At 45.0% G+C, this 22,364-nt stretch carries 20 protein-coding genes; 17 read left to right on the top strand and 3 right to left on the bottom strand.

What is annotated here, in order from left to right; all coding sequences use genetic code 11:
• The first annotated feature begins 10 nt into the window (after positions 1 to 10).
• From ACHFJ9_RS06920 to ACHFJ9_RS06860, 13 genes are all read left to right on the top strand, one after another.
• Positions 11 to 2,191 carry a GumC family protein gene (locus tag ACHFJ9_RS06920; RefSeq protein WP_395354422.1) on the top strand — a complete coding sequence of 727 codons (2,181 nt, stop codon included), beginning with the start codon at positions 11 to 13 and terminating at the stop codon, positions 2,189 to 2,191.
• Positions 2,169 to 2,978, top strand: coding sequence for a putative capsular polysaccharide synthesis family protein (locus tag ACHFJ9_RS06915; protein WP_253657921.1), 810 nt, complete (start codon positions 2,169 to 2,171; stop codon positions 2,976 to 2,978). Before ACHFJ9_RS06920 ends, ACHFJ9_RS06915 begins: the two co-directional genes overlap by 23 nt.
• Positions 2,979 to 2,980: 2 nt before the next feature.
• Positions 2,981 to 4,033 carry a glycosyltransferase gene (locus ACHFJ9_RS06910; protein WP_006742216.1) on the top strand — a complete coding sequence of 351 codons (1,053 nt, stop codon included), beginning with the start codon at positions 2,981 to 2,983 and terminating at the stop codon, positions 4,031 to 4,033.
• On the top strand, positions 3,999 to 5,252 hold the full coding sequence (locus ACHFJ9_RS06905) for an O-antigen ligase family protein (protein ID WP_395354419.1): 1,254 nt from the start codon (positions 3,999 to 4,001) through the stop codon (positions 5,250 to 5,252). Before ACHFJ9_RS06910 ends, ACHFJ9_RS06905 begins: the two co-directional genes overlap by 35 nt.
• Before the next feature lie 15 nt (positions 5,253 to 5,267).
• Positions 5,268 to 6,101 carry a putative capsular polysaccharide synthesis family protein gene (locus ACHFJ9_RS06900; protein ID WP_047008449.1) on the top strand — a complete coding sequence of 278 codons (834 nt, stop codon included), beginning with the start codon at positions 5,268 to 5,270 and terminating at the stop codon, positions 6,099 to 6,101.
• Positions 6,098 to 7,129: a glycosyltransferase family 4 protein gene (locus ACHFJ9_RS06895; RefSeq protein WP_395354417.1), complete on the top strand. Its 1,032-nt coding sequence runs from the start codon at positions 6,098 to 6,100 to the stop codon at positions 7,127 to 7,129. Before ACHFJ9_RS06900 ends, ACHFJ9_RS06895 begins: the two co-directional genes overlap by 4 nt.
• 8 nt (positions 7,130 to 7,137) lie before the next feature.
• A complete protein-coding gene (locus ACHFJ9_RS06890) occupies positions 7,138 to 8,445 on the top strand; it encodes an oligosaccharide flippase family protein (protein WP_182018236.1) in 1,308 nt (435 codons plus the stop codon).
• Between the two features lie 2 nt (positions 8,446 to 8,447).
• Positions 8,448 to 8,846: a VanZ family protein gene (locus ACHFJ9_RS06885; protein ID WP_074189855.1), complete on the top strand. Its 399-nt coding sequence runs from the start codon at positions 8,448 to 8,450 to the stop codon at positions 8,844 to 8,846.
• Between the two features lie 64 nt (positions 8,847 to 8,910).
• Positions 8,911 to 9,231, top strand: a complete 321-nt coding sequence (gene yqfB, locus ACHFJ9_RS06880; protein WP_395354414.1) for a N(4)-acetylcytidine aminohydrolase — start codon at positions 8,911 to 8,913, stop codon at positions 9,229 to 9,231.
• Positions 9,232 to 9,281: 50 nt separating this feature from the next.
• Positions 9,282 to 9,881, top strand: a complete 600-nt coding sequence (locus tag ACHFJ9_RS06875; RefSeq protein ID WP_006742221.1) for a TetR/AcrR family transcriptional regulator — start codon at positions 9,282 to 9,284, stop codon at positions 9,879 to 9,881.
• A gap of 149 nt (positions 9,882 to 10,030) precedes the next feature.
• A complete protein-coding gene (locus ACHFJ9_RS06870; RefSeq protein WP_258460315.1) occupies positions 10,031 to 11,065 on the top strand; it encodes an NADP-dependent oxidoreductase in 1,035 nt (344 codons plus the stop codon).
• A gap of 15 nt (positions 11,066 to 11,080) precedes the next feature.
• A complete protein-coding gene (locus tag ACHFJ9_RS06865; protein WP_395354411.1) occupies positions 11,081 to 11,698 on the top strand; it encodes a glutathione S-transferase family protein in 618 nt (205 codons plus the stop codon).
• A gap of 289 nt (positions 11,699 to 11,987) precedes the next feature.
• A complete protein-coding gene (locus tag ACHFJ9_RS06860; RefSeq protein ID WP_395354408.1) occupies positions 11,988 to 13,427 on the top strand; it encodes a catalase in 1,440 nt (479 codons plus the stop codon).
• Between the two features lie 166 nt (positions 13,428 to 13,593).
• Here ACHFJ9_RS06860 and ACHFJ9_RS06855 read toward each other — a convergent pair whose 3' ends face one another.
• Both ACHFJ9_RS06855 and ACHFJ9_RS06850 read right to left on the bottom strand, forming a co-directional pair.
• On the bottom strand, positions 13,594 to 14,472 hold the full coding sequence (locus ACHFJ9_RS06855; protein ID WP_085344112.1) for an NAD(P)-dependent oxidoreductase: 879 nt from the start codon (positions 14,470 to 14,472) through the stop codon (positions 13,594 to 13,596).
• A gap of 180 nt (positions 14,473 to 14,652) precedes the next feature.
• Positions 14,653 to 16,524 carry a fructose-specific PTS transporter subunit EIIC gene (locus ACHFJ9_RS06850; RefSeq protein ID WP_395354406.1) on the bottom strand — a complete coding sequence of 624 codons (1,872 nt, stop codon included), beginning with the start codon at positions 16,522 to 16,524 and terminating at the stop codon, positions 14,653 to 14,655.
• Positions 16,525 to 16,791: 267 nt separating this feature from the next.
• On the opposite strand from ACHFJ9_RS06850, the gene ACHFJ9_RS06845 reads away from it, so the two are divergent.
• Positions 16,792 to 17,094, top strand: coding sequence for a PTS fructose transporter subunit IIB (locus tag ACHFJ9_RS06845; protein WP_006742227.1), 303 nt, complete (start codon positions 16,792 to 16,794; stop codon positions 17,092 to 17,094).
• A gap of 8 nt (positions 17,095 to 17,102) precedes the next feature.
• Positions 17,103 to 17,879: a PTS sugar transporter subunit IIA gene (locus tag ACHFJ9_RS06840; protein ID WP_104973061.1), complete on the top strand. Its 777-nt coding sequence runs from the start codon at positions 17,103 to 17,105 to the stop codon at positions 17,877 to 17,879.
• Between the two features lie 34 nt (positions 17,880 to 17,913).
• Here ACHFJ9_RS06840 and ACHFJ9_RS06835 read toward each other — a convergent pair whose 3' ends face one another.
• The gene (locus ACHFJ9_RS06835) at positions 17,914 to 18,756 is read right to left on the bottom strand and encodes a helix-turn-helix transcriptional regulator (RefSeq protein WP_145535617.1); all 843 of its coding nucleotides are present in this window, start codon (positions 18,754 to 18,756) and stop codon (positions 17,914 to 17,916) included.
• A 385-nt stretch (positions 18,757 to 19,141) separates the two neighbouring features.
• Between ACHFJ9_RS06835 and ACHFJ9_RS06830 the strand changes: the two genes are divergently transcribed.
• Together ACHFJ9_RS06830 and manA are read left to right on the top strand one after the other, a co-directional pair.
• On the top strand, positions 19,142 to 21,049 hold the full coding sequence (locus ACHFJ9_RS06830) for a fructose-specific PTS transporter subunit EIIC (protein ID WP_395354403.1): 1,908 nt from the start codon (positions 19,142 to 19,144) through the stop codon (positions 21,047 to 21,049).
• 77 nt (positions 21,050 to 21,126) lie between these two features.
• Complete coding sequence (gene manA, locus ACHFJ9_RS06825) at positions 21,127 to 22,359, top strand: mannose-6-phosphate isomerase, class I (protein WP_395354401.1); 1,233 nt, start codon at positions 21,127 to 21,129, stop codon at positions 22,357 to 22,359.
• The last annotated feature ends 5 nt before the right edge of the window (positions 22,360 to 22,364 follow it).

Below are 22,364 nucleotides of genomic sequence, written 5' to 3'. Positions count from 1 at the left end.
AGGGAATCAAATGAACGGGACTCATCCAAATAATCTCCAGATGAACAAAGTAGAACTGATTCGTTTTGGTCATCACTTTAAAGCGATTAAAAAGAATTGGCTAAGCATCGCAGCTTTCACGCTTCTGTTTTCATTAACTTGTACTTGGTATATCTACTCCAAAGCATCGATATACCAAGCTACAGCAACGCTACTCATCCAAGAAGAGCAAAAAAGTGCCCTTTCAATCGAGGAAGTATATGGTGTCGACACAACAAAAAAAGAGTACTTTCAAACGCAAATCGCTATTTTAAAATCGAATCATATTGCAGATAAGGTCATTAGAGAGCTGAACCTAACTCAACTACCGGAGTTCACACGCTCAGGTGGATTAAATCAAAAGATCGACCAAATAAAGTCGATCACTTTTGTTCAAGACCTACTGAATGTGGCTCCAAGCCCAAAAGAAACTGCCCAGTTTTCAGAGTCCTATTATCAGGCACTTCAAGCTTTCAGAAGTAAACTCGATATTGAGCCAGTACGTAACACCCAATTAGTCAGAATTCGCTTTCGTTCTACCGATCCTAAGCTTGCTACGACAATCGCTAACGCGGTCGGCCAAGCCTACATTGACGCAAATTTTGAAGCCAAATTGGTCGTTACACAAAATGCGGCTACTTGGTTGACAAATAACTCACAAAAATTGGAGGAGCGATTACGTAACTCTGAGCAAGCGCTGCAAGAGTTCTTGTTAAAAGAAGGGTTGATCGATATAAACGGTATTGATGAAATTTACGCAAATGAGCTAGAAGAACTCACTCGAAAGCTAAATGTCGCTGTTAATAAGCGTATTGAAGCACAGACGTTAATCCAACTGTTAAGACGTAAATCCTCACAAAGTTTAGACAGCTTGCTGTCAATTGATGAATTCGCTAATCAAGCGCAAATCCGCGATCTAAAATTGTCGGAAGCACAGGCAGCCAAAAATCTCTCTGAACTGGCACAGCGCTACGGACCTAAGCATGATCGAATGATTCAGGCGAAAGCACAGCTTGCTGAAATTCAATCAAGAACCCAGCAACTCATCCGTGACATTTCCTTCAGTAAGCAACAAGACCTTCTTGCTGCAAAAGCGCAAGAGGACATGCTTCGAGCAGAACTCGATAACAAAAAGTCAGACTTCCAATCGTTAGGGTCACAAAAAGCGCGTTACGAACAGTTAAAACGCGAGGTTGAATCCAATAAGGCACTCTATGAAGCGTTCTTAAATCGTGAGAAAGAGACCAACGCCACCAGCGACTACAAGAATGTCACGGCTCGCTTTACTGATAAAGCCATCATTCCTCTATTCCCGGTGGCACCACAACGAATCAAACTGGTACTGATTGCCACCTTTTTTGGCTTTGCCATTGCTTGCGCTCTGGTCATCATCTTAGAAACGATGCGAGAAGTTATCCGAAGCACAGCCGATGTGCAGGAAAAACTTGGTGTTACGTGTTTAGGTGTGATTCCTATGGTCAAAAAACGCAATTTGCGTAAAAACGGCGTCAGTTATACCGCGTATTTAGATGATGAAGAAAAGCTATTTAGTGAAGCTTGCCGCTCGGTCAGAACCTCGCTTCTGCTCAGATTAACCAACACGAAGCAAAAGATATTGCCCTTTACCTCTGCTATTCCAGAAGAAGGAAAAACATCAACCAGTATCAATATGGCGGTGTCGTTTTCAAAAATGGAAAAGGTATTGATCATCGACTGCGATTTACGTCGACCTTCCATCGCAAAGCGATTCGGTATTGCTGAATCAAGCCCTGGCTTAACGCATATCCTGACGATGGATACGCCAATCAAAGATTGTGTTACACATATAAAAGAAGCCAACTTAGATGTATTATCGGCCGGCCTAATTCCGCCAAACCCACAGGAATTACTGGCTTCTGATCGCTTTAAAAAGTTGCTCGAACATTTTCAAAATAAGTATGACCGGATCATTATCGATACACCGCCCCTACTGTCAGTGAGTGACGCACTTATTCTTGGTCAATATGCCAATGGTCTGATTACCGTCATTCGCTCAGAATCAACAAAATCATCACTGGTTAACCTTGCGTTATCTAAACAAATACAACACTCAGTTCCATCTCTTGGCGTCTTAATCACACAAGCCAAGGCCAAGGAAGGAGAGACGCTTTATGTCCAGAAATACGCCTACTAACGTAAACCTATCTTGGTACCAAACCTTGAAAAGCGAAGAACAGCCGGTATTGATCTATCAAATGGGCAAAGTAGGTTCGAGTGCATTAGAGCATTCCATTCCTAACTCGATTCACTTGCACGACCTTATGACCGTCGATGCGCAAAAACAAATATCTCCCGTTAGAGCGCAATTGCATAAGCCTCAGATCAATGCGTTAAAGCGACAACTAAAGCGTATAACGATGAGCCACATGTTAAAGCGCAAGAAAAAAGTTCGAATCATCTCGCTGGTGCGTGAACCGATCGGACGAAATGTCTCAATGTTCTTTCAAGCACTTCCTTTTTGGATGGCGGACAAATATCTAAAGGATGACAGCGCAATACGTACCGAACGTCCGCAGTTACTCCAAGAGGCATTTGATAAGCACATGAATCATCAATATGCGCTGCAGTGGTTTGACAACGAAATCAAACAACTAACAGGGATTGATGTGTTTAACGAACCTTTTAATCACGAAGTAGGCTATCAGACATACCATAACAATAACTTTTCACTGTTGGTCATTCGAAGTGACAAGCTAAAGCAGGCTAACTCCGCAGTCGAAGGCTTTTTAGGTTACCCCGTGGATGTCGTTTATGAAAATCAGTCAGACAACAAATGGTACTCGCCACTAATGAAAGAATTCAAAACGCAATTTCAACCTACACCCGAGTACGTTGAAGAAATGCTGAATTCTAAATTGACGAAGCACTTTTTCTCAAATGCAGAAATCACCGACCTTAAACAGCAATATCTGACCAATTAATCATGAAAACCAAGATTCTACATATTATTAATGATCTTTCTCAGAACGGCGGTGCTCAGAAGTTCTTAGTCGACCTTGTTTTAGAACATAAGCCTGAATACGAAATCAAAATTTTGGTCTTGTGTGATGAAAATGATTACTTACCAACGCTATCCGCCCAAGGGATAGAGTGTTTTAACTGGCGCACTTTGTCATTGAGTGAGAAATACTGTTTGCTACGTTGGCCGCATGTCGTTCACGGGCACCTCTACCCTTCCATTTATCTAGCGCTATTGGCGGTAGGTAAAAAACGAATCCAGACTGAGCACTGCTCTTACAACCGTCGACGTGACTATCCGTTGTTTAAGTTCATGGAATATGTCTTGTATTGGGGCCACGACTTGACGGTCAGTATTAGTGAAAAAGTACAAGATGAACTGGTGAAGTTCATGCCTCGCTACCAACATAAATATCACGTGGTGCACAATGGCGTTGATTTAAAAAGGTTTCCTATGATGCCGAAGTGCGCCAGCCACCTGATCGACAAACCAGTCATCAAGATTGGCATGGTGGGCCGACTTCACCAACATAAAGATCATGAAACGCTTATCCAAGCACTTGTCCATTTACCAAGACGATACGAGCTCCATCTTGCTGGAGATGGCGAAAAAAAATCGCCACTGCAAGCATTGGCAACAAAGCTCAACGTCACGCAACGTGTTCACTTTCATGGGGTAGTTTCTGATGTTCCAGCGTTTTTGAACGACATGGACATTTACGTGCAATCATCGCATGTCGAAGGCTTTGGCTTGGCGGCGGTTGAGGCCATGGCAGCAGGCTTACCCGTATTATCATCGGACGTACCCGGTTTGGATGACGTCACCGGACGTGCCGAATATTTATTTCAGGTTGGTAACTCAAATGAGCTGAGCCAGAAAGTGCTCCAGCTGTGTGAAAGTGTTGAGCGGTATGACGCTGCAAGTCAATACTCAGTCAATAGGGCCTCTCTCTACACCATCGATAAATTTCGTGAAGGTTACTATGGAATCTACCAGCAGCTTTGCACCAACAAATAGCTCCGCGCCATCGAGCCATCGAGCCTCATGGTTTGCAGCATGCCTATTAGCATTGTTCTTTATTCCTATGAAGTTTCGTGCTGGAGGAATAGCACTAGCACCATCAGACATCGTAAGTCTTTTGTCCATTGGTTTTACAGCGTTAGTGGTATTGGAAGGAAAAGCTGAAAAACTCATGCATCCCTGCATGGGGTTCCTCGTATTGTTCACTGGGTATGTGTTCTTAAATGGCCTGCTAAATCGCGTCCCCCTAATGCCGCTAGTTATAGAAACCGTGCAATGGCTGGCGATTCTCTGCTTGCTTAGCCTAATGTACGCCTATGGCGTGTTTGATGATGAATGGGTAATGGTTTATTTCACTTATCTGCTGTTTTTCATCTGTACGCTCGTTGCCTTATGGCACTTTGCTCAAGGCTATCAAAGCGGGTTTAAGTTACTCGGGGTAAGTAAATACGGGTTCGGTATACTTTGCTCACTACTGTACCTTTATCGGGATAAAATTCGCGCTTTCCACCTTTTGATGCTCGTTGCTTTGGTATTACTGGTGTTGTCGCAAGAAAGAAAAGCACTACTTGGTTTTTGTCTGCTTTTCTTCTTTGACCAGCTGCTCGTAAAAAACCTGATGAGAAAATCGCTTAATGAAACGTATACGTGGACCATTTTATTGGCCTTAAGCTTTATGGTGTTCACTGCCGTCGCAACTACACTCTATGTTGGGTTTGAAACGTTAGCAGACACATTGGAAATAACCCAAGAAGACGTCTTATTTGCCAACCAAAGTGAAGCTCGCTGGGTGTCGAACCTTCATAGAAAACTCTTACTTGCCAATGGGTTAGATATTTTACTTCAACACCCTATTTTAGGTGTCGGCGCGAAGATGCTGCCCAACTTTATGATCAGTTACTTTAACTATGATGAGCTGGCGATCTACACCCACAACTTTGTGTTAGATACCGCAATTGAATACGGGTTGCTCGGTATCGCCCTATTATTTGGTGGTTATTTTCTTTTTATTCGCTTTTGCTTCCGTAGTCTCAATGACAACAGGAAAAGCCTCTTACTCGCGATATACGCCCTCATCATGGTGTTCTTCGTTGCGGTAAATACCACCATCATTTTAATACTCTTATTACCCGTCATGATAAGCATGAGCCGCGAGTCAAAGGTCAACACCATTGCTCATACTTTTCCGGTAAACCATCACCACGAATTTGAATAATCAAGGATAGGATAGATGAAGTATTCAATCTCTCGACAATTTGAAAAGAACCGAGAACTCCAAGCTGACAATTTTGTTTTAGTTTACCAAATGGGCAAAGTTGGCTCATCGTCAATTGAGCACACGCTGGGAGAAAGAAATATCCCAAGCTATCACATCCACACCTTTGATGATCACGAAGAATTTCACATGTATCACAATAAAAAAGACGTGAGTAAATTTTTCGATTTCAAAAACCGTGCGCTCTACCGCTTAGTGCTCAAGCAACGAAAACGTATCTTACAAAAACGCGAACAGATCAAAATCGTCACACTGGTCCGTGATCCAATCGCAACTGTCTTTTCTCGTTTCTTTCAAGACCTCCATTTGCAATTTATCGAAGGCAAAAAGAATGATGCAATTCACCGAGATATGGCAGTCACGTATCAGCACCTCGAACATTGTTTCGATAACTATATCAATCTCAACTATTTTGCGAACTGGTTCGACAACGAGTTAAAGCGTAATTTCAATATCGATGTGATGCGCCAAGAACTGGACAACACTCAACCTTTCTTCACATTCAAGAACGAGCAAGCCAACGTCATGCTAATCAAATGCGAAAAGCTCAGCTCTCTCGATAAAGAAATTGGTGAGTTTCTCGGGCTGCAAGACTTCGTGCTGAAAAACAGCAATGAAGCGAAAAACAAGTGGTACTCCAATATCCACCAGCACTTTAAGCATCACTACGACTTTTCAAAGCTGTTCTATATGTACGATCTTCCCTTATATCGCCACGTTTATTCAGAACAAGAGCGTGATGCTTTCAAACATAAATGGATGCAGACACCAGGAACAAAATCATCATGAAAAAAGTGCTCCATATTACAGAAGCCTTCGGAGGTGGCGTTCAAACCGCCCTCTATAGTTATGCTCACTCCTCTCGAGACGAACCCTATCAACATTTCTTGCTAGCCAGAGCTCGAGAAAACGACTTAACCAATGAAAACAACCATCATATTTTCACACAGACCAAATGGGTGGAAGGCGGCTTACTTCAATTTGTTCGCGATGCAAACCACATGATTGCATCACTTGCTCCCGACGTCGTGCATTTGCACTCGAGTAAAGCGGGATTTCTCGGCCGATTTCTACAGCTTGGTAAGGCACGCTTGGTTTATACGCCGCACTGTTATGCTTTCGAACGTGAAGATATCTCCGAATTCGCGCGCCAGCTCTATAGAGCGCTAGAGAAAGTAAAACTAAGCAAAATTGATGTGGTGGCAGGCTGTAGCCAACGAGAATGTGACTTGGCGATTAGTATTGGCGCGAAACGTGCTGAACTGCTCAACAACTACGTGTCCTATCAAAGTGAAGAGCGTTTATTGCGAAACAGACAAGAAGCGCTGCGACTTGTTGTGCTTGGTCGTGTCGCGCCCCAAAAGGATCCGCAATTTCTCATCGACACATTGCAACACCTTAATCGATATGCGCTTAACTGCCCATTAGATATCACTTGGATAGGTGGCGGTGACCACACACTCGAACAAAAATTGCGTACAGAAAATGTGGATGTGACTGGCATGTTGCCTCGTGATGAAGTGGTTAAAAAGCTCAAGGGTTCAGACCTTTACTTACATACTGCAGCATGGGAAGGGATGCCGTTAACTATTCTAGAAGCAGCCAAATTACACCTTCCTATGGTAATTCGAACTATCGGCGCGACCAAAGATCTCAACTACCCATTTTTAGCGCTAACACCTGAAGAAATGGCCAAGCAGATCGCGTACTGTGTCAATCATTATGATGAAATCGATTTTTGCCAATATACAACAGCGTTAAACGACGCCTTCAGTGAAGAAAAACAGCGCCTCGCACTCAATAATATTTACGGTTAAATACCTCTATGTTTCACACTATTCAACAAAAATTACTGTTGATGCCCAGCGGTAAAAAAAGCTTGCTATCTACTGGATTGAAAACCGCAATCACGCGTGTGTTGAGTGCGCTATTTGCTTTTTTACTGACACTGATTGTATCGAAGGCCAGTGACGCTTCGACTTCCGGTCAATTTTTCTTTTTATTCAACCTAGTCTCACTACTCGCGATCGTTTCTCAGCTAGGTTTTGATGTCTCATTAGTTCGCTACAATGCGATCGCCTTTAACAACAAAGAGACACTTCAACAAAGCCACAACTATAAAACGGCACTTTATCGAAGTATGGCGTTTTGCTTGCTAGCCATTGCCGTTTTGTTGGTAGGATTTAATCTGTTTCCTGAACAGCTAAATCAGACCCAATCGCCAATGCATGCGATTACTTTAGGCTTGTTCTGCATACCGTTTTTGGTGCTTGCACAGACCAACAGTCGTGTGCTTCAAGCATGTAGAAAGGTCGTGTCATCACTGTTTGCTTTACAGCTTGGCGTGAGTATATTGATGGTCTTTTTTGTCTTTGGCTTGGACTATATCGGTCAGCAAAATATCAACAATCTGATGACCGCACTGCTTCTGGCGAGTATGAGCGTCGCGGTAATATCCAGTGTTAATTGGCTAGGTTCAGGTCAGTATCAGACATCGGCTTTCGTACCAAACAAAAAAATGGTCGCTTCTGCCAAGCAAGTCTGGATTGGCAGTATCTTCACGAACGTTCTTCAATGGGGAAGCCTTGTCATTGCGGGCTTTTTTATCTCAACAGCGGAACTCGGTTTATTAGCTGCAGCTCAACGTACATCACTACTGATTGGCTTTGTGCTGATTACCATTAACTTTGTGGTCGCCCCTATGTTTGCCTCTCTCTACAAAGAACGCCAAATGATCAAACTGCAAAGCCTGAGCCGTTTAGCTTGCCGAGCCAACGTTGGTTTGGCCATTGTGCCCGTGATTATTTGCACTCTATTCCCAGAGTTTGTGATGCGGTTTTTTGGTGAAGAGTTTCTTGCTGCTGCGCCACTGTTAGTCGTCCTGTCTTTAGGGCAGTTAGTCAATGTTGCGACTGGCTCTGTAGGGTTTTTATTACTCATGAGCGGTCACGAAAGAACCATGAAATACATTACAATTTCCTCCGGCACAATCTCTATCTGCTTGCTCATTGCGCTTTGCCAAACGTTCGGTGTTATTGGTGCAGCATGGGCGATGGCAATTGGCATGGCAATTCAGAATCTAGCAGCATTGTACTTTGTAAAACGTTACTTAGGCTTCTTTCCAATAGGTTAATTATGGTTTCAATATTGACACGGATGAGTTTTGTTTTCGTTCTGGTGCTTACGGCTTCACTCTCTTTATGGAAAAGCTCTGACTTACACCATGCCACTTACCTGCAAATGGAAACCTACTTAGGTGGATCGAGTACGCTTCACTTTACCTTCAGTTTATTGATCGGCTTTTTATCGGTCTTCACCTTCCCCTCTTTGGTAAGCTCAAGTAAAGCCGACGTCTTTGGCATCCGCCTTTTGCTACTGCTGTTGGCTATCGTTTCAATGGAAGAAATAAGCCAACTTTTTATTCCAAGTCGCTCATTTAGTTTTGATGATCTCAGTACCAACTGGATAGGCATTATCTCGGGTTACTTTAGTGCCAAGTTGATTCGCGTCCTACGCACTCGCTCGTTCTCTTGAAATAAGCACCTCAAGGTTATTTGGGTATATAATTACGCCAAACAATCAGACTAACGAGTACATCATGTCATCCCACCCAACCAAGATTACCTTTTTTGAATTCTTAACCCCGTTGATCACATCAGGCAAAAAAACGATTACGATTCGAGATGAATCAGAAAATCACTACGTTCCAAATACAGAGGTCGAAGTTTTTACCCTAGAGACGGATCGTAAAGTCTGCAACATCAAAATACGCTCTGTAGAACCACTCAACTTTGAAGATATCAATGAGTTTCATGCTGAACAAGAAGCCATCGAACTACCAAAACTCAAGCAGTTAATTCGAGAAATCTACCCAAATACCGACACGCTATTTGTGATTGAGTACGAGCTAATCAAATAACCCACAACAAACACTAGACGACTGGTCTAATTCATTCTATAGTACGCTTCATGAACGCAAAGACGAACGACACACGCCAACATATTCTCGACGTCGGATACGAGTTAATCGTAAACCGAGGGTTTACGAGTGTTGGCCTTTCAGAGCTTTTAAAAAAGGCCGCGGTGCCGAAAGGCTCGTTTTATCATTACTTCAAATCCAAAGAACAATTTGGTGAAGCGATGATTCAAGACTACTTTACTAAGTATTTTGAGCGTTTAAACGCACGCTTTACCAATACCGATCTGAATGGCTACCAACGCCTAATGAGCTACTTTGAAGAAATGGTCAAAGTAGAAGACGACGTATGTAATGCGAACAAATGTTTGTTGGTCAAGTTAAGTGCGGAAGTCTCCGATCTCTCAGAGTCCATGCGTCTAGCGTTACGCCAAGGTGCAGACAAAACCATTCAAGCAATGGCGGATTGCATTGACGTAGGCATTCAAGATGGCTCTATCCCAAATGGTGACAGTGCTTTATTGGCAAGGCAGATATACTACCTTTGGAACGGCGCAAGCTTGCTGAACAAACTGTATCAAGATCAGGCAGCATTAACGCAAAGTCTGACCTATACTCAACATCTACTGCAAAACACGCGAACTTGCCCATAGTAGGTAGCGTAAAAGTAAGATGAACACCCTACATGTGTTTCACAGTTGGTAATAACTCCTGTGATTGCACAATACACCTTCCCGCTCTATGAGCGGGATATTTTGAAATCAAAACTAGACGACCGGTCTAATCAATAAGTGAGATAAATATGACTAACGCAACAAATCGCAGAATCGTACTCGCGTCACGTCCCCACGGTGCACCAACAAAAGAAAACTTTCGTCTAGAAGAAGTGGCGAAACCGACTCCTCAAGATGGTGAGATGCTACTGAGAACCGTTTACTTATCTCTCGACCCATACATGCGCGGTCGCATGAGTGATGCCGAGTCATACGCCGATCCTGTTGCGGTTGATGACGTAATGATCGCTGGCACAGTTTGTCAGGTAGAAGCATCGAACCACCCAGATTATGAAGCGGGTGAATGGGTTCTTGCATACACTGTTGGCTGGCAAGACTACGCCATCTCAACTGGTGAGATGGTGATTAAACTTGGCAAAGAACCACAAAACCCATCATACGCTCTAGGTGTTGCTGGCATGCCAGGTTTTACCGCGTATATGGGCTTGCTCGATATCGGTCAGCCAAAACTAGGTGAAACCATTGTGGTAGCGGCCGCGACAGGCCCTGTGGGCGCGACCGTTGGTCAAATTGGCAAAATCAAAGGTTGCCGAGTTGTTGGTATTGCAGGCGGAGAAGAAAAGTGCCGTTACGCCAAAGAAGTCCTTGGCTTCGATGAATGTATTGATCACAAAGCTGACGACTTTGCAGAGCAGTTGAAAAACGCCTGTGACCAAGGTATCGATGTTTACTTCGAAAACGTAGGTGGCAAAGTATTCGAAGCTGTAATGCCACTTCTGAATACCAGCGCACGTATCCCACTTTGTGGTTTGATTTCTCAGTACAACGCAACAGAACTGCCTGAAGGTACCGACCATCTTCCATTATTAATGGGTAAGCTGCTGACTAAACGAATCAAGGTGCAAGGCTTCATCATTTTTGATGACTACGGACATCGTTACGGTGAATTTGCGCAAGATATTAATCAATGGTTGGCAGAAGGAAAGATCCAATACCGTGAACATCTAGTACAAGGACTGGAGAATGCACCAGAAGCATTTATCGGTCTGTTGGAAGGTAAGAACTTCGGCAAGCTTGTAGTACAGATTAACGACCCATTATAAGGAAGGGATAAATAAATGATTAAACTTCACCATCTCAATCAGTCTCGCTCAAAGCGCATCATTTGGTTACTTGAAGAGCTAAATGTGGATTACGAAATCGTGCCTTATATTCGTGACAAAGTGACTTTCATGGCACCGCCTGAGCTAAAGAGCGTTCATCCGCTCGGTAAATCGCCCCTGCTTGAAGATGATGGCGAGTTCATCATTGAATCAGGCGCGATGACCGAATATTTGATTGAGAAGTACAGTGATGGTGCGTTGGCTCCTGAGCGTGGGACGAAGGCGCACACTGAGTACCTACAATGGATGCACTTTGCTGAAAGTTCAGCAATCTTACCAATGTTGTTAAAAATCTTTATTAGCAAAGAGCCAAACGAAACTCAATTTCTATCAGGCTATGCTGACAAAGAAGCGATGAACGTTCTGGGTTACTTCGAGCAATCGCTAGAAGGCAAAACTTACCTAGTAGAAGAACGTTTAACTGGCGCAGACATCATGATGTCATTTATTGTCGAGCTCGTGCATAAGTTCGGTTTGGCTGGTCACTTCCCGAATATTGAGCGTTATGGAAAACAACTCGCAACGCATCCAGCGTTTGAAAAAGCTGAGCAAATTGAAGTGAAGTACTCCTAATCATTCCGCCCCTTTGATGCTCAATAAAGCGATATCAAAGGGGCGATTTCCGACGTTAGCCTTGTCAACAAAGCGCAATTCATGCAAATGCCTGCGTGCTCTTTTTACCCTTTTCGCCAATACGTTAATAAACCAATCATAAAAATCAGCTAAGAATCTGATTCTAAGTTACTTTTCATCATCGTTCCCACCTATTGAATTGATAAGCAGTATCAGTTTTTGCTTCCAGCTTTTCCGTAATAATCTTCTCTTCAGTTGCTAAGGTATTGATCCCTGGAGGGAAAGAAAAATGACAAATAAGAAATTAACCACCGCCGCAGGCTGTCCTGTCGCCCATAATCAAAATGTGATGACTGCAGGTCCTCGTGGTCCCCAACTACTGCAAGACGTTTGGTTCCTTGAAAAACTGGCACACTTTGATCGTGAAGTGATTCCTGAGCGTCGTATGCACGCCAAAGGCTCAGGCGCTTACGGCACCTTTACTGTGACTCATGACATCACAAAATACACTCGCGCGAAGATCTTCTCGGAGATTGGTAAAAAGACCGAGCTATTTGCTCGCTTTACAACCGTTGCGGGTGAGCGCGGTGCCGCCGATGCAGAGCGCGACATCCGTGGTTTTGCGCTAAAGTTTTACACCGAAGAAGGCAACTGGGACTTGGTTGGTAACAACACGCCAGTGTTCTTCCTCCGTGACCCACTAAAATTCCCAGACCTAAACCACGCAGTAAAACGCGATCCACGCACAAACATGCGCAGCTCGACAAACAACTGGGATTTTTGGACATCACTACCAGAAGCATTCCACCAAGTTACGATCGTTATGAGTGATCGCGGTATTCCTGCGTCTTACCGTCATATGCACGGCTTCGGTAGCCACACATTCAGCTTTATCAACGCAGAAAACGAGCGTTACTGGGTGAAATTCCACTTTAAAACTCAGCAAGGCATCAAAAACCTGACTGACCAAGAAGCAGAAGCGATCGTAGGTAAAGACCGCGAAAGCCATCACCGTGACCTTTACGAAGCGATTGAGCGTCAAGACTTCCCTAAATGGAAGATGTACGTACAGATCATGCCTGAGCTAGAAGCGGATGAAGTGAACTTTAACCCGTTCGATCTAACAAAAGTATGGTCACAAAAAGATTATCCATTGATCCCAGTAGGCGAGTTTGAACTGAACCGTAACCCAGAAAATTTCTATGCGGAAGTTGAGCAATCCGCGTTTAACCCGGCAGCTATCGTTCCTGGAATTGGCTTCTCGCCAGACAAAATGCTGCAAGGCCGTCTGTTTGCATACGGAGATGCGCAGCGTTACCGCCTAGGTGTAAACCATCACCAAATTCCAGTTAACGCGCCTCGTTGTCCGGTACACAGCTACCACCGCGATGGCGCAATGCGCGTTGATGGCAACTTTGGTTCAACACTAGGTTACGAGCCAAACTGCAAACAAGAATGGGCAGAGCAACCAGATTACTCTGAGCCACCTCTACGCATCAACGGCAATGCTGATCATTACGATCACCGTGTAGACGAAGACTACTTCAGCCAAGCGGGAGACCTATTCCGTCTGATGAGCGAAGAACAGCGTCAAACTCTATTCGACAACACCGCTCGTGCAATGGATGGTGTGCCAGACTTCATCAAAGAACGTCACGTTAACCACGCCTACCAAGCGGACGAAGCTTACGGCAAAGGCCTTGAGATTGCGCTAGGCTTAAACAAGTAAACGGACACTGCGCCAGCAAATGCTGTGATAAGAAGACATAAAAAAGGAGGTGGCCCAAAGCACCTCCTCATTCAAGTTCGTTAGTCACACACTAATGTTCAAGGGGAACGATTATAATCAACTTAAATTTCTTCAAGCTCTTTGATACTAAAGAACTGTTTATCTACTACTGATTCTTAGCCACGGCTTTAATCAGAACAGATGTATCCATGCGACCTAAACCATCGCGTTGAAGGTCTGCGTATTGCTCATCCACTTTCTTAGTCAGTGGGAGCTCTAGACCCACTCGCTCTGCTTCTTGCAGACAGAAGCCTAAGTCTTTGCGCATCCAATCAATCGCGAAGCCAAAATCAAACTTATCTTGCGCCATCGTCTTGGCGCGGTTTTCCATTTGCCATGACCCGGCAGCACCGTGCTTGAGTGTTTCAACTACTTGTTCAATATCCAAACCGGATTTCTGCGCGAGTAACAACGCTTCGCTCAAGCCTTGAAGCACACCACCAATACAGATTTGGTTTACCATTTTACAACGTTGACCTTGGCCATTTTCACCCAGAAGCGTCATTTGCTTTGCATATACGTCCATCGCTGGAGACACACGATCAAAAATGTTCTGCTCGCCACCACACATGATGGTTAGTACGCCATTTTCTGCGCCTGCTTGACCACCAGATACCGGAGCATCAATGAAGTGATTGCCATATTTGGTACAAGCATCGGCCAATTCAACGGCTAAATCAGCGGAAGTCGTGGTGTGATCAACCAGTACCGCGCCTGCTTTTAGACCGACTAGAATGCCTTCTTCACCGTATACAACGCTGCGCACGTCATCGTCATTACCGACACAAGTAAATACGATATCGCAACCTTCTGCCGCTTCTCGCGGTGTCTCACACGCAATGCCGTTGTATTCTGCAGCCCATTTATCAGCTTTGGCTTTGGTGCGGTTGTATACTTTGGTTTCATATCCCGCTTTGCTCAAATAGCCCGCCATTGGGTAACCCATAACACCCAAACCAATAAATGCTACTCGTTGTTTTTCCATTGCACGCTTCCCTTAGTTCACCTGACTGAAATGTTTTGTAACATGCTACTAAAGAATTGAAAACATTACTCGTAATTTATCCTTCACTCGCGGCACAAATAAAAGCGAACCGCGATGTTGGAGTAAATACCAAAAGCATTCATCAGGGTCATCGAGGAGACATTTCTCAGAAGTTAAATGTTAAGACACTCTACGAGCTTGCAACAAAGCCGTGGCGTTCAACATAGCATCCTTGGTACTGACATCCAAGACTTGGATTTTTCGAAAACGTTCCGGTTCTTTAATCGCCACATCGTGAGCAAAAATCACAAACTTCGCTTTCTCGATGTCTTTCTCGGTAATTCGGTTGATGACGCCATTCGCGCCTTGGGTTTCGACTTTAATCTTAATGCCGAGTGCACAAGCCGCTTTTTCCAATGACTTAGCCGCTAAGAACGTATGTGCTACACCTGATGGACAAGATGTAATCGCCAAAACATCCGCCTCACCTTCGCCTTGAACGGAACCATATACTTGAGAATGACCTGTGTAGCTTTCATCTTCGGTGACGGTTTTCTTTAGTGCAATCACGATCAACGCCGTGGTAACAGAGCCCGCAATCGTGCCGATGATGTAACCAATTTTTCCATCCACAACAGGGAGAACAATCCAACCGCCCCACGGTGCATGGTTCATTACGTGGAACATAAAGCCAATCACGTTACCGACGATGCCCCCCGCCACAATAGCGGGTAATACTCGTGCAGGGTCGCCAGCGGCAAAAGGAATCGCACCTTCGCTAATACCGATCATCCCCATAATACCTGCGGCTTTCCCCGCTTCGCGTTCATCTCGCTTGAATTTACTCGGCGCCAAAAACGTGGCTAGTGCCATACCCAATGGCGGCGTACAAATCGCAATACCGACCCCGCCCATCAACCATGGCTGCGTGTTCACTTGGGTTTGAGCAAACAACGTCGCCACTTTGTTGATTGGGCCGCCCATATCAAACGCGGTCATTGCCCCAAGCACAGTTCCGAGCATTACTTTGCCTGAGCCCGCCATGCCCGTCAGCACCTCGTTCATGGTGGTCATTGCGCTGGCAATCGGAGCACCTATCACCCACATCACCGCGCCACAAGTAACAAACGTCCCCACTAGCGGATAAATAAAAATCGAGCCAAGCGAACTCATGCTGTCTGGTAGCTGAATTTTCTTTAATAGCCAAACGACAAAGCCAGCAAAAAAGCCGACCACAATCGCACCTAAAAAACCCGTATTGTAATGACTGACCGCAATCCAAGATCCAATCATACCCGGTGCAAGGCCCGGCTTGTCGGCAATGGAATAAGCAATGTAACCGCCAAGCACGGCAGTAAACAATGTCAGGCCAGCAATCCCCATTTGGGCAATATCGGCCAGAATGCCCTCTTGTGGTACACCACCGTGACCAGAGATCATCACCGACAACGACAACAGCACACCGCCCGCAACGATAAACGGGATCATGTGGGATGTGCCAAACAGCAGGTGCTCTTTAATGCGACCAAGTTTTTGCGCCCAAGGGCTCAGGGGTTCTGATGTAAATTCTAAAGAAGTTGGGAGAAATTCATTGGATTGGGTTTGAATATCAGTCAGCATCTCAAGTGCTTCTTCTCGCGATTGAGCCTGTTTGAGCTTTTCAACAAAGCCGTCTTCGATAATTTTGGTGGAAATTTGTGCCAATACTTCAATGTGATGATGATCATCACCATCTGGGGACGCCAGCATGAAAAACACATCGGACAGCTCGCCATCTTCGGCGCCATAATCAATCCCATTACGGCTGATCCCGACCGCGACAGCCGGTTTCGCTACAGCATCACTTTTGGCATGAGGGATCGCAATACCATCATCAAATCCTGTGTTACCGATCTCTTCTCGTTTCCAGATATCTGCCAAGAACTGGCTTTGACTATTGAGCTTGCCGGCGGCCTCTAGCATCTCGACCAGCTCTTTGAGCGCTTCATCTTTGGTTTGAGCTTTTAGATCTAAACATATCGTTTCCAGCTCAATTAGGTTTGTGATGTCCATTGTTTTACCTTCCAATATTCACGCTCGAATATATACCCAAGTGAGTTTGAGATACAGGGTCCCCTGGCTCGTATGCGTTCCAACTCATTTTATTTGGGCATAGATTAACCAGTGCCTCCCCTTTGATATATAGGACTAAAAGTGCATTAACTGGATTAATGTAACATGAGATTCAAACTGTGATAGAGCTCTTGCGTTAATCCAGCTCAAATCAATTCAATCTGCGGTGGCTGTGCTAATATCCACAAAAAATAAAATGGATAGAACATGAAAATCGTAGCGGTGACAGCATGCCCTACAGGCATCGCTCATACTTATATGGCAGCAGATGCACTAATGAAAGCTGCGCCAAAACATAACGTGCAAATTAAAGTAGAAACGCAAGGTGCGATGGGGATAGAAAATCAGCTCACTCCTCACGATATCGCTCAAGCGGATCGGGTTTTGATCGTGTCAGATATTGAGATAGAACAACCAGGCCGATTCGAAGGGACGCGCCAAATTCAAATCCCCATTGAAGAGGTTTTGCTTAACGTCGACAAAGTATTCCTCGTCCACTGCCGCGACTAAATTTGCAGATGAACGAATACCAAATCACCTTTTTCGTCGATAATGCAAATGCCAGTGCGCACGTTGCTCAGCCACTCAATCGAGTGGCAAAGAAGTTCAAAAGTACCTTACATATCATTAATGTAACGCAAAATCGTGTTGCGGAACTCACCAAGTCCGTGGCGATTTTGCAAGCAGGTCTACAACAAGGTGATTTGTGTCAAATCACAGCGATTGGCATTGACGCAGAGCTGGCCTGCTTCGTCATCAAAGACATGATTGCTGAACACTTTACTGTAGTGGGATCTCATATCAACTATGAATTTTCTAGCCAACTGGCCGAGCGTTTACCGCAAATTTGCCCACCTTGTGAAATCAAATGGCAGTACGCCAAAGCGCATACCGAGCTCACCAAGTTTGAATGCCTTAAAGGACTAGCTCAGCTCATCCACCCCATTCATCCCGACGAGCTGATTCTTGCTTTTATTAAACGTGAAGAACGTTCATCAACTTGCGTGACTCCGGGGATCGCTCTACCGCATGTGATGTTTTCAGGTGTTGACCATATTTCCATTGCCGTTATTGCGAATGAAAAGTCGATGGATTGGGCTTCGAAGATGGGTGATGTTCATCTGGCTATAGCACTGGTGATGCCAGAAAAGCCGACCCGAGAACAGATCATTGCGGCCACTAACCTCACACGAAATCTGCTTACCGATCAAATGGCGGAACGCCTACTACTAACAAAAAGCAGCGTCGACTTACAAGCGCTGCTGATGTACGCCATGTCGAGGCTGCTTGCCTAAACTTCTCTATGATTTACGCTCTCTGACTGAAGGCTTAAATCGAACCACGATATTCCGTCGGCGTTCTGCCTGTACGGTTCTTAAATACTCGGCAGAAATAGTTCACGTCTTTAAATCCACAGCGCACTGACACGTCATTGAGTTTGAAGTTGTATTTCTTGAGCATAAACTTCGCGCGATCCACGCGTACCCAAGTAATGTAGTCTGCCAAGGTCATGTGCCCCTGCTGACGGAACAAGCGCGACAAATGGTTCGAGGAAATACTGAATCTCGACGCAATGCTGTCACGCGTGATTGGGCGATGGAAGTTCTCTTGAATGTAGATGCAGATCCCTTGATAGAGATCTTGCACACGGCTATGTGACTGCTGCTCGACTGGTGCATCCAACATCGTCTTCGCGTATTGCAGTAATGCTTGTAGTAAAAGCTCATCCATTGGTTTTTTAGTATTCTCACGAGCCAGTGAGCTCAACGCTTCTAAGATGTTATCTATCGCAAATCCTGAGCGCGTTTGGATGCTATGCTTTTGAATATCGTAAAAGTTTGCCTCACCTTTGCGTTTGCTCACCAAACTCAACCCAAGTTGTCGACGCCCAAACAAAATACTTAACACTGAGCAATCGGTATTCCAGTCTGGTTTATTCCAACAGTTAGGTGGAATAAATATCGCGTCGCCTTTTTTAGCAACGATGTGCGTTACTTTTCGATCATGACTTTCCATTTCATTAATATATTCCCCATCCAGAACTAACTCTAGGCGAGGGAAATTAACTTGATAGCTAAATTCAGGCGGCGTATGAAAATCTCCTGCAAACCAAATATTATGAAATGGCTCTCTTTCATTTAATACCGCTGAAATTAAATCATGAAAAATCATTGTCTCACACTCTATATATGCATCAATGATGCTATTTACTATAGATATACACCGGACTGGACTTTTGTGCTATTGAGCAAAATCACACTTCCATTTTAATGTTACAAAAATCCAGTTAACGCATCAAATTTCCAGTGACAAAAACTCTATCAACAACACCAAATCCCTTTTCAAATGGGAGCAAAGCCACATTTCACTTATCGTTTAGCTTCTTATCCATCATGTCACAGATATGCAGCTAGATTTGTCTAATGAACGATCTAAATCACACTATAGTGAGTCGGTTACAATCCTCCAGTAAATGCATTTTTTCTTCACTACAGTCTTTTTCTCACTAATTTAAAAATATCCCTGAAATAAAAATTATATTTATAGGGGCTCTACAATGATCACCAAACTAATAAATGAAGACTTAATTAAGCTTGATCTTAAAGCGTCTTCAAAAGAAGACGTATTTAAAGAACTGGTTGCCGTTCTTCATGCCCAAGGTCGTATTTCTGACCAAACACAATTTCTTGCAGATATAAAAGCACGTGAAGAATTAGGAAATACCGGATTTGAAGATGGCGTGGCAATTCCACACGCGAAAAGCGCCGCTGTGATTGAACCAGCGGTTGTGATCGGCGTAAGCAAATCAGGTATCGAATACGGCGCGGAAGACGGCTTGCCTTCAAAACTGTTCTTCATGATAGCTTCTCCAGACGGTGGCGATAACCACCATATCGAAGTACTTGCAGAACTATCTTCAAAATTGATTAAAGATGGTTTCATCGATGCGTTCTTAGGCGCAACAAACAGCCAAGACGCACTGGCACTCCTACTTGCTAAAGAAGAGCCGCAAGCAGTGGCAGACGCACCAGCAAACCAAGGTTTCATCATTGGTGTTACTGGTTGTCCTGCGGGCGTTGCGCACACTTACCTAGCAGCAGAAGCGCTAGAGAAAGGTGCAGCGGCGATGGGCTACGAAATCAAGGTTGAAACGAACGGTTCAATCGGTGTGAAAAACAGCCCAACCGCAGAAGAAATCGAGCGTGCAGACGCAATCATCGTGGCATGTGACAAGCAAGTCGACATGAACCGCTTTGCAGGAAAGCGCGTGGTAAAAACCAACGTAAAGGCCCCTATCCGCGATGCTCAAGGTCTGATTAACGAAGCGTTAAGCGCTCCAGAATACCAAGCAGAAGCAAGCAGCAATGCACAAGCGTCTGTGGCAAACAAAGCCTCTCAGGCTCGCTCTGACCTATACCGCTACTTGATGAACGGCGTATCACACATGATCCCATTCGTTGTAACGGGTGGTCTGTTGATTGCACTTGCTCTTGCAGTCGGTGGTCAGCCAAGTGAAGCGGGCATGGCAATTCCTGAAGGCAGCATGTGGAACCAAATCCTCAACGTTGGTGTGGTTGCCTTTACGCTGATGATCCCAATCCTAGCCGGTTACATTGCTTACGCGATTGCTGACCGTCCTGCTCTGGCTCCTGGCTTGATCGGTGGTTGGATTGCAAACAACGGTTCTTTCTACGGCGCAGACGCAGGTACAGGCTTTATCGGTGCCATCATCGCTGGTCTGCTTGTGGGTTACTTCGTGAAGTGGATTACGTCGATTAACTACCACAAGTTCATTCAACCTTTGGTGCCAATCATGATTGCGCCAATCACAGGTTCGTTGTTCATCGCTGGTCTTTTCATCTTCGTTATCGGCGCGCCAATCGCAAGCCTAATGGACGGTCTGACTGCGCTACTAACAAGCATGAGTACAGGTAACGTCGTTCTACTAGGCATCGTACTTGGTGGTATGGCTGGCTTCGATATGGGTGGTCCATTCAACAAGGTCGCGTTCCTATTCTCTGTGGGCATGATTGCGAGTGGTCAAACTCAATTTATGGGTGCGATGGCGTGTGCAATCCCTGTTGCACCTCTAGGCATGGCACTAGCAACAGCACTTGGTCGTAAGTTCGACCTGTTCGAAGAATCAGAAACCGAAGCAGGTAAAGCAGCAGGTGCTATGGGTCTGGTTGGTATCTCTGAAGGTGCGATTCCGTTTGCAGCGCAAGATCCAATGTCAGTGATTCCAGCAAACGTACTTGGCTCAATGGTGGCGGCAGTAATGGCGTTCTCATTCGGCATTACTAACAGTGTTGCTCACGGCGGTCCAGTTGTCGCTCTACTTGGCGCGATGAACCACCCAGTACTTGCTCTGATTTGTATGGCAGCTGGCGCAGTGGTTACCGCAGTAACGTGTGTAACTCTGAAGAAAGTTCGTAAAGCAAAAATGATGCAAGCGGCCGCTTAATCACCCCTCCCCCCAAATGACTCCTATGGCTTGGGCAATGCCGCCCAAGCCATGATTTTCTCTCATGGTGACACTCTATGTCTGATTTAACGATGTCCGATACACAAACGATTCAAACTCAAGCTAAGCATCCGATGTTTTTCCTGATGAACAACGTGATTCAAAACTACGCTTGGGGCAGTACTACTTCTGTTAACCAACTGTTTGGCATTGAAAACCCAACGGGCGAACCACAAGCCGAAGTATGGATGGGCGCGCATCCAAACGGTTGCTCAGTGGTGATGGTAAACGGCGAGGAGACCAAACTCTCTTCACTGATTGCTCAAGACATGAATGCTTTTCTGAGTGAAGAAGTCGCAAACCGTTTTGGTGAACTTCCATACCTGTTTAAAGTGCTTGCTGCTGAGAAAGCACTGTCGATTCAGGTGCACCCAAACAAGCAACAAGCAGAACTGGGTTTTGCACTGGAAGAAAAACAAGGCATTCCCCTAACCGCTGCAAACCGTAACTACAAAGATCCAAACCACAAACCAGAATTGGTTTACGCGCTAACCGAATACCAAGCGATGAATGGCTTCCGCCCAACAAGTGAAATCATCAGCTTCTTCTCTGAGCTGGCGATTCCTGAGCTGCAAGGCTTGGTGAATGACCTTATCGCAAACCAAACGCCAACGGGCTTAGCGACCTTCTTCTCCGGTCTACTGTCACTAGAAGGCGAACAGAAAGAGATGGCGTTGACGGTGCTATTGGCACAAGCTCGCATCACCGACTTCCCTCTGTTCAACCTGATCTTGAAGTTAGAAACGCAATACCCGGGTGACATTGGTTTGTTTGCACCCTTGCTACTCAACGTCGTCACGCTGAAACCAGGCGAAGCGATGTTCTTGGATGCAGAAACGCCACACGCGTACTTGAAAGGTACGGGGCTTGAGATCATGGCGAACTCAGACAACGTGCTACGTGCCGGTTTAACGCCGAAGTATATGGATATAAAAGAACTCGTTGCATGCACACGCTTCGAAGAAAAACCATTCGATACACTACTGCTTGAACCAATCGAAAACGATGACATGTTGGAATACCCAATTCCCGTCGACGATTTCAAATTCGCGATTGTAAAACAAGCCAACCAACGAACGCTTGATGTAAGAACCGCAGAAATCCTGTTGCCGCTAGATTCCCCGCTCGTGATTACACATGCAAATGGTGAGACGTGCGCAGTAGACAAAGGCCAGTCTGTTTTCATCCCAGCTTACGCCAAACAATATACCTTGAATTGCAAAGGTCGTGTGGCGCGGGCTTATAGTTAATATCG

Origin of the sequence: Vibrio sp. D3 (assembly GCF_043995865.1) — a bacterium.
Classification (GTDB): Bacteria; Pseudomonadota; Gammaproteobacteria; order Enterobacterales; family Vibrionaceae; genus Vibrio; species Vibrio diabolicus.
This window is presented reverse-complemented; position numbering and strand designations above follow the sequence as displayed.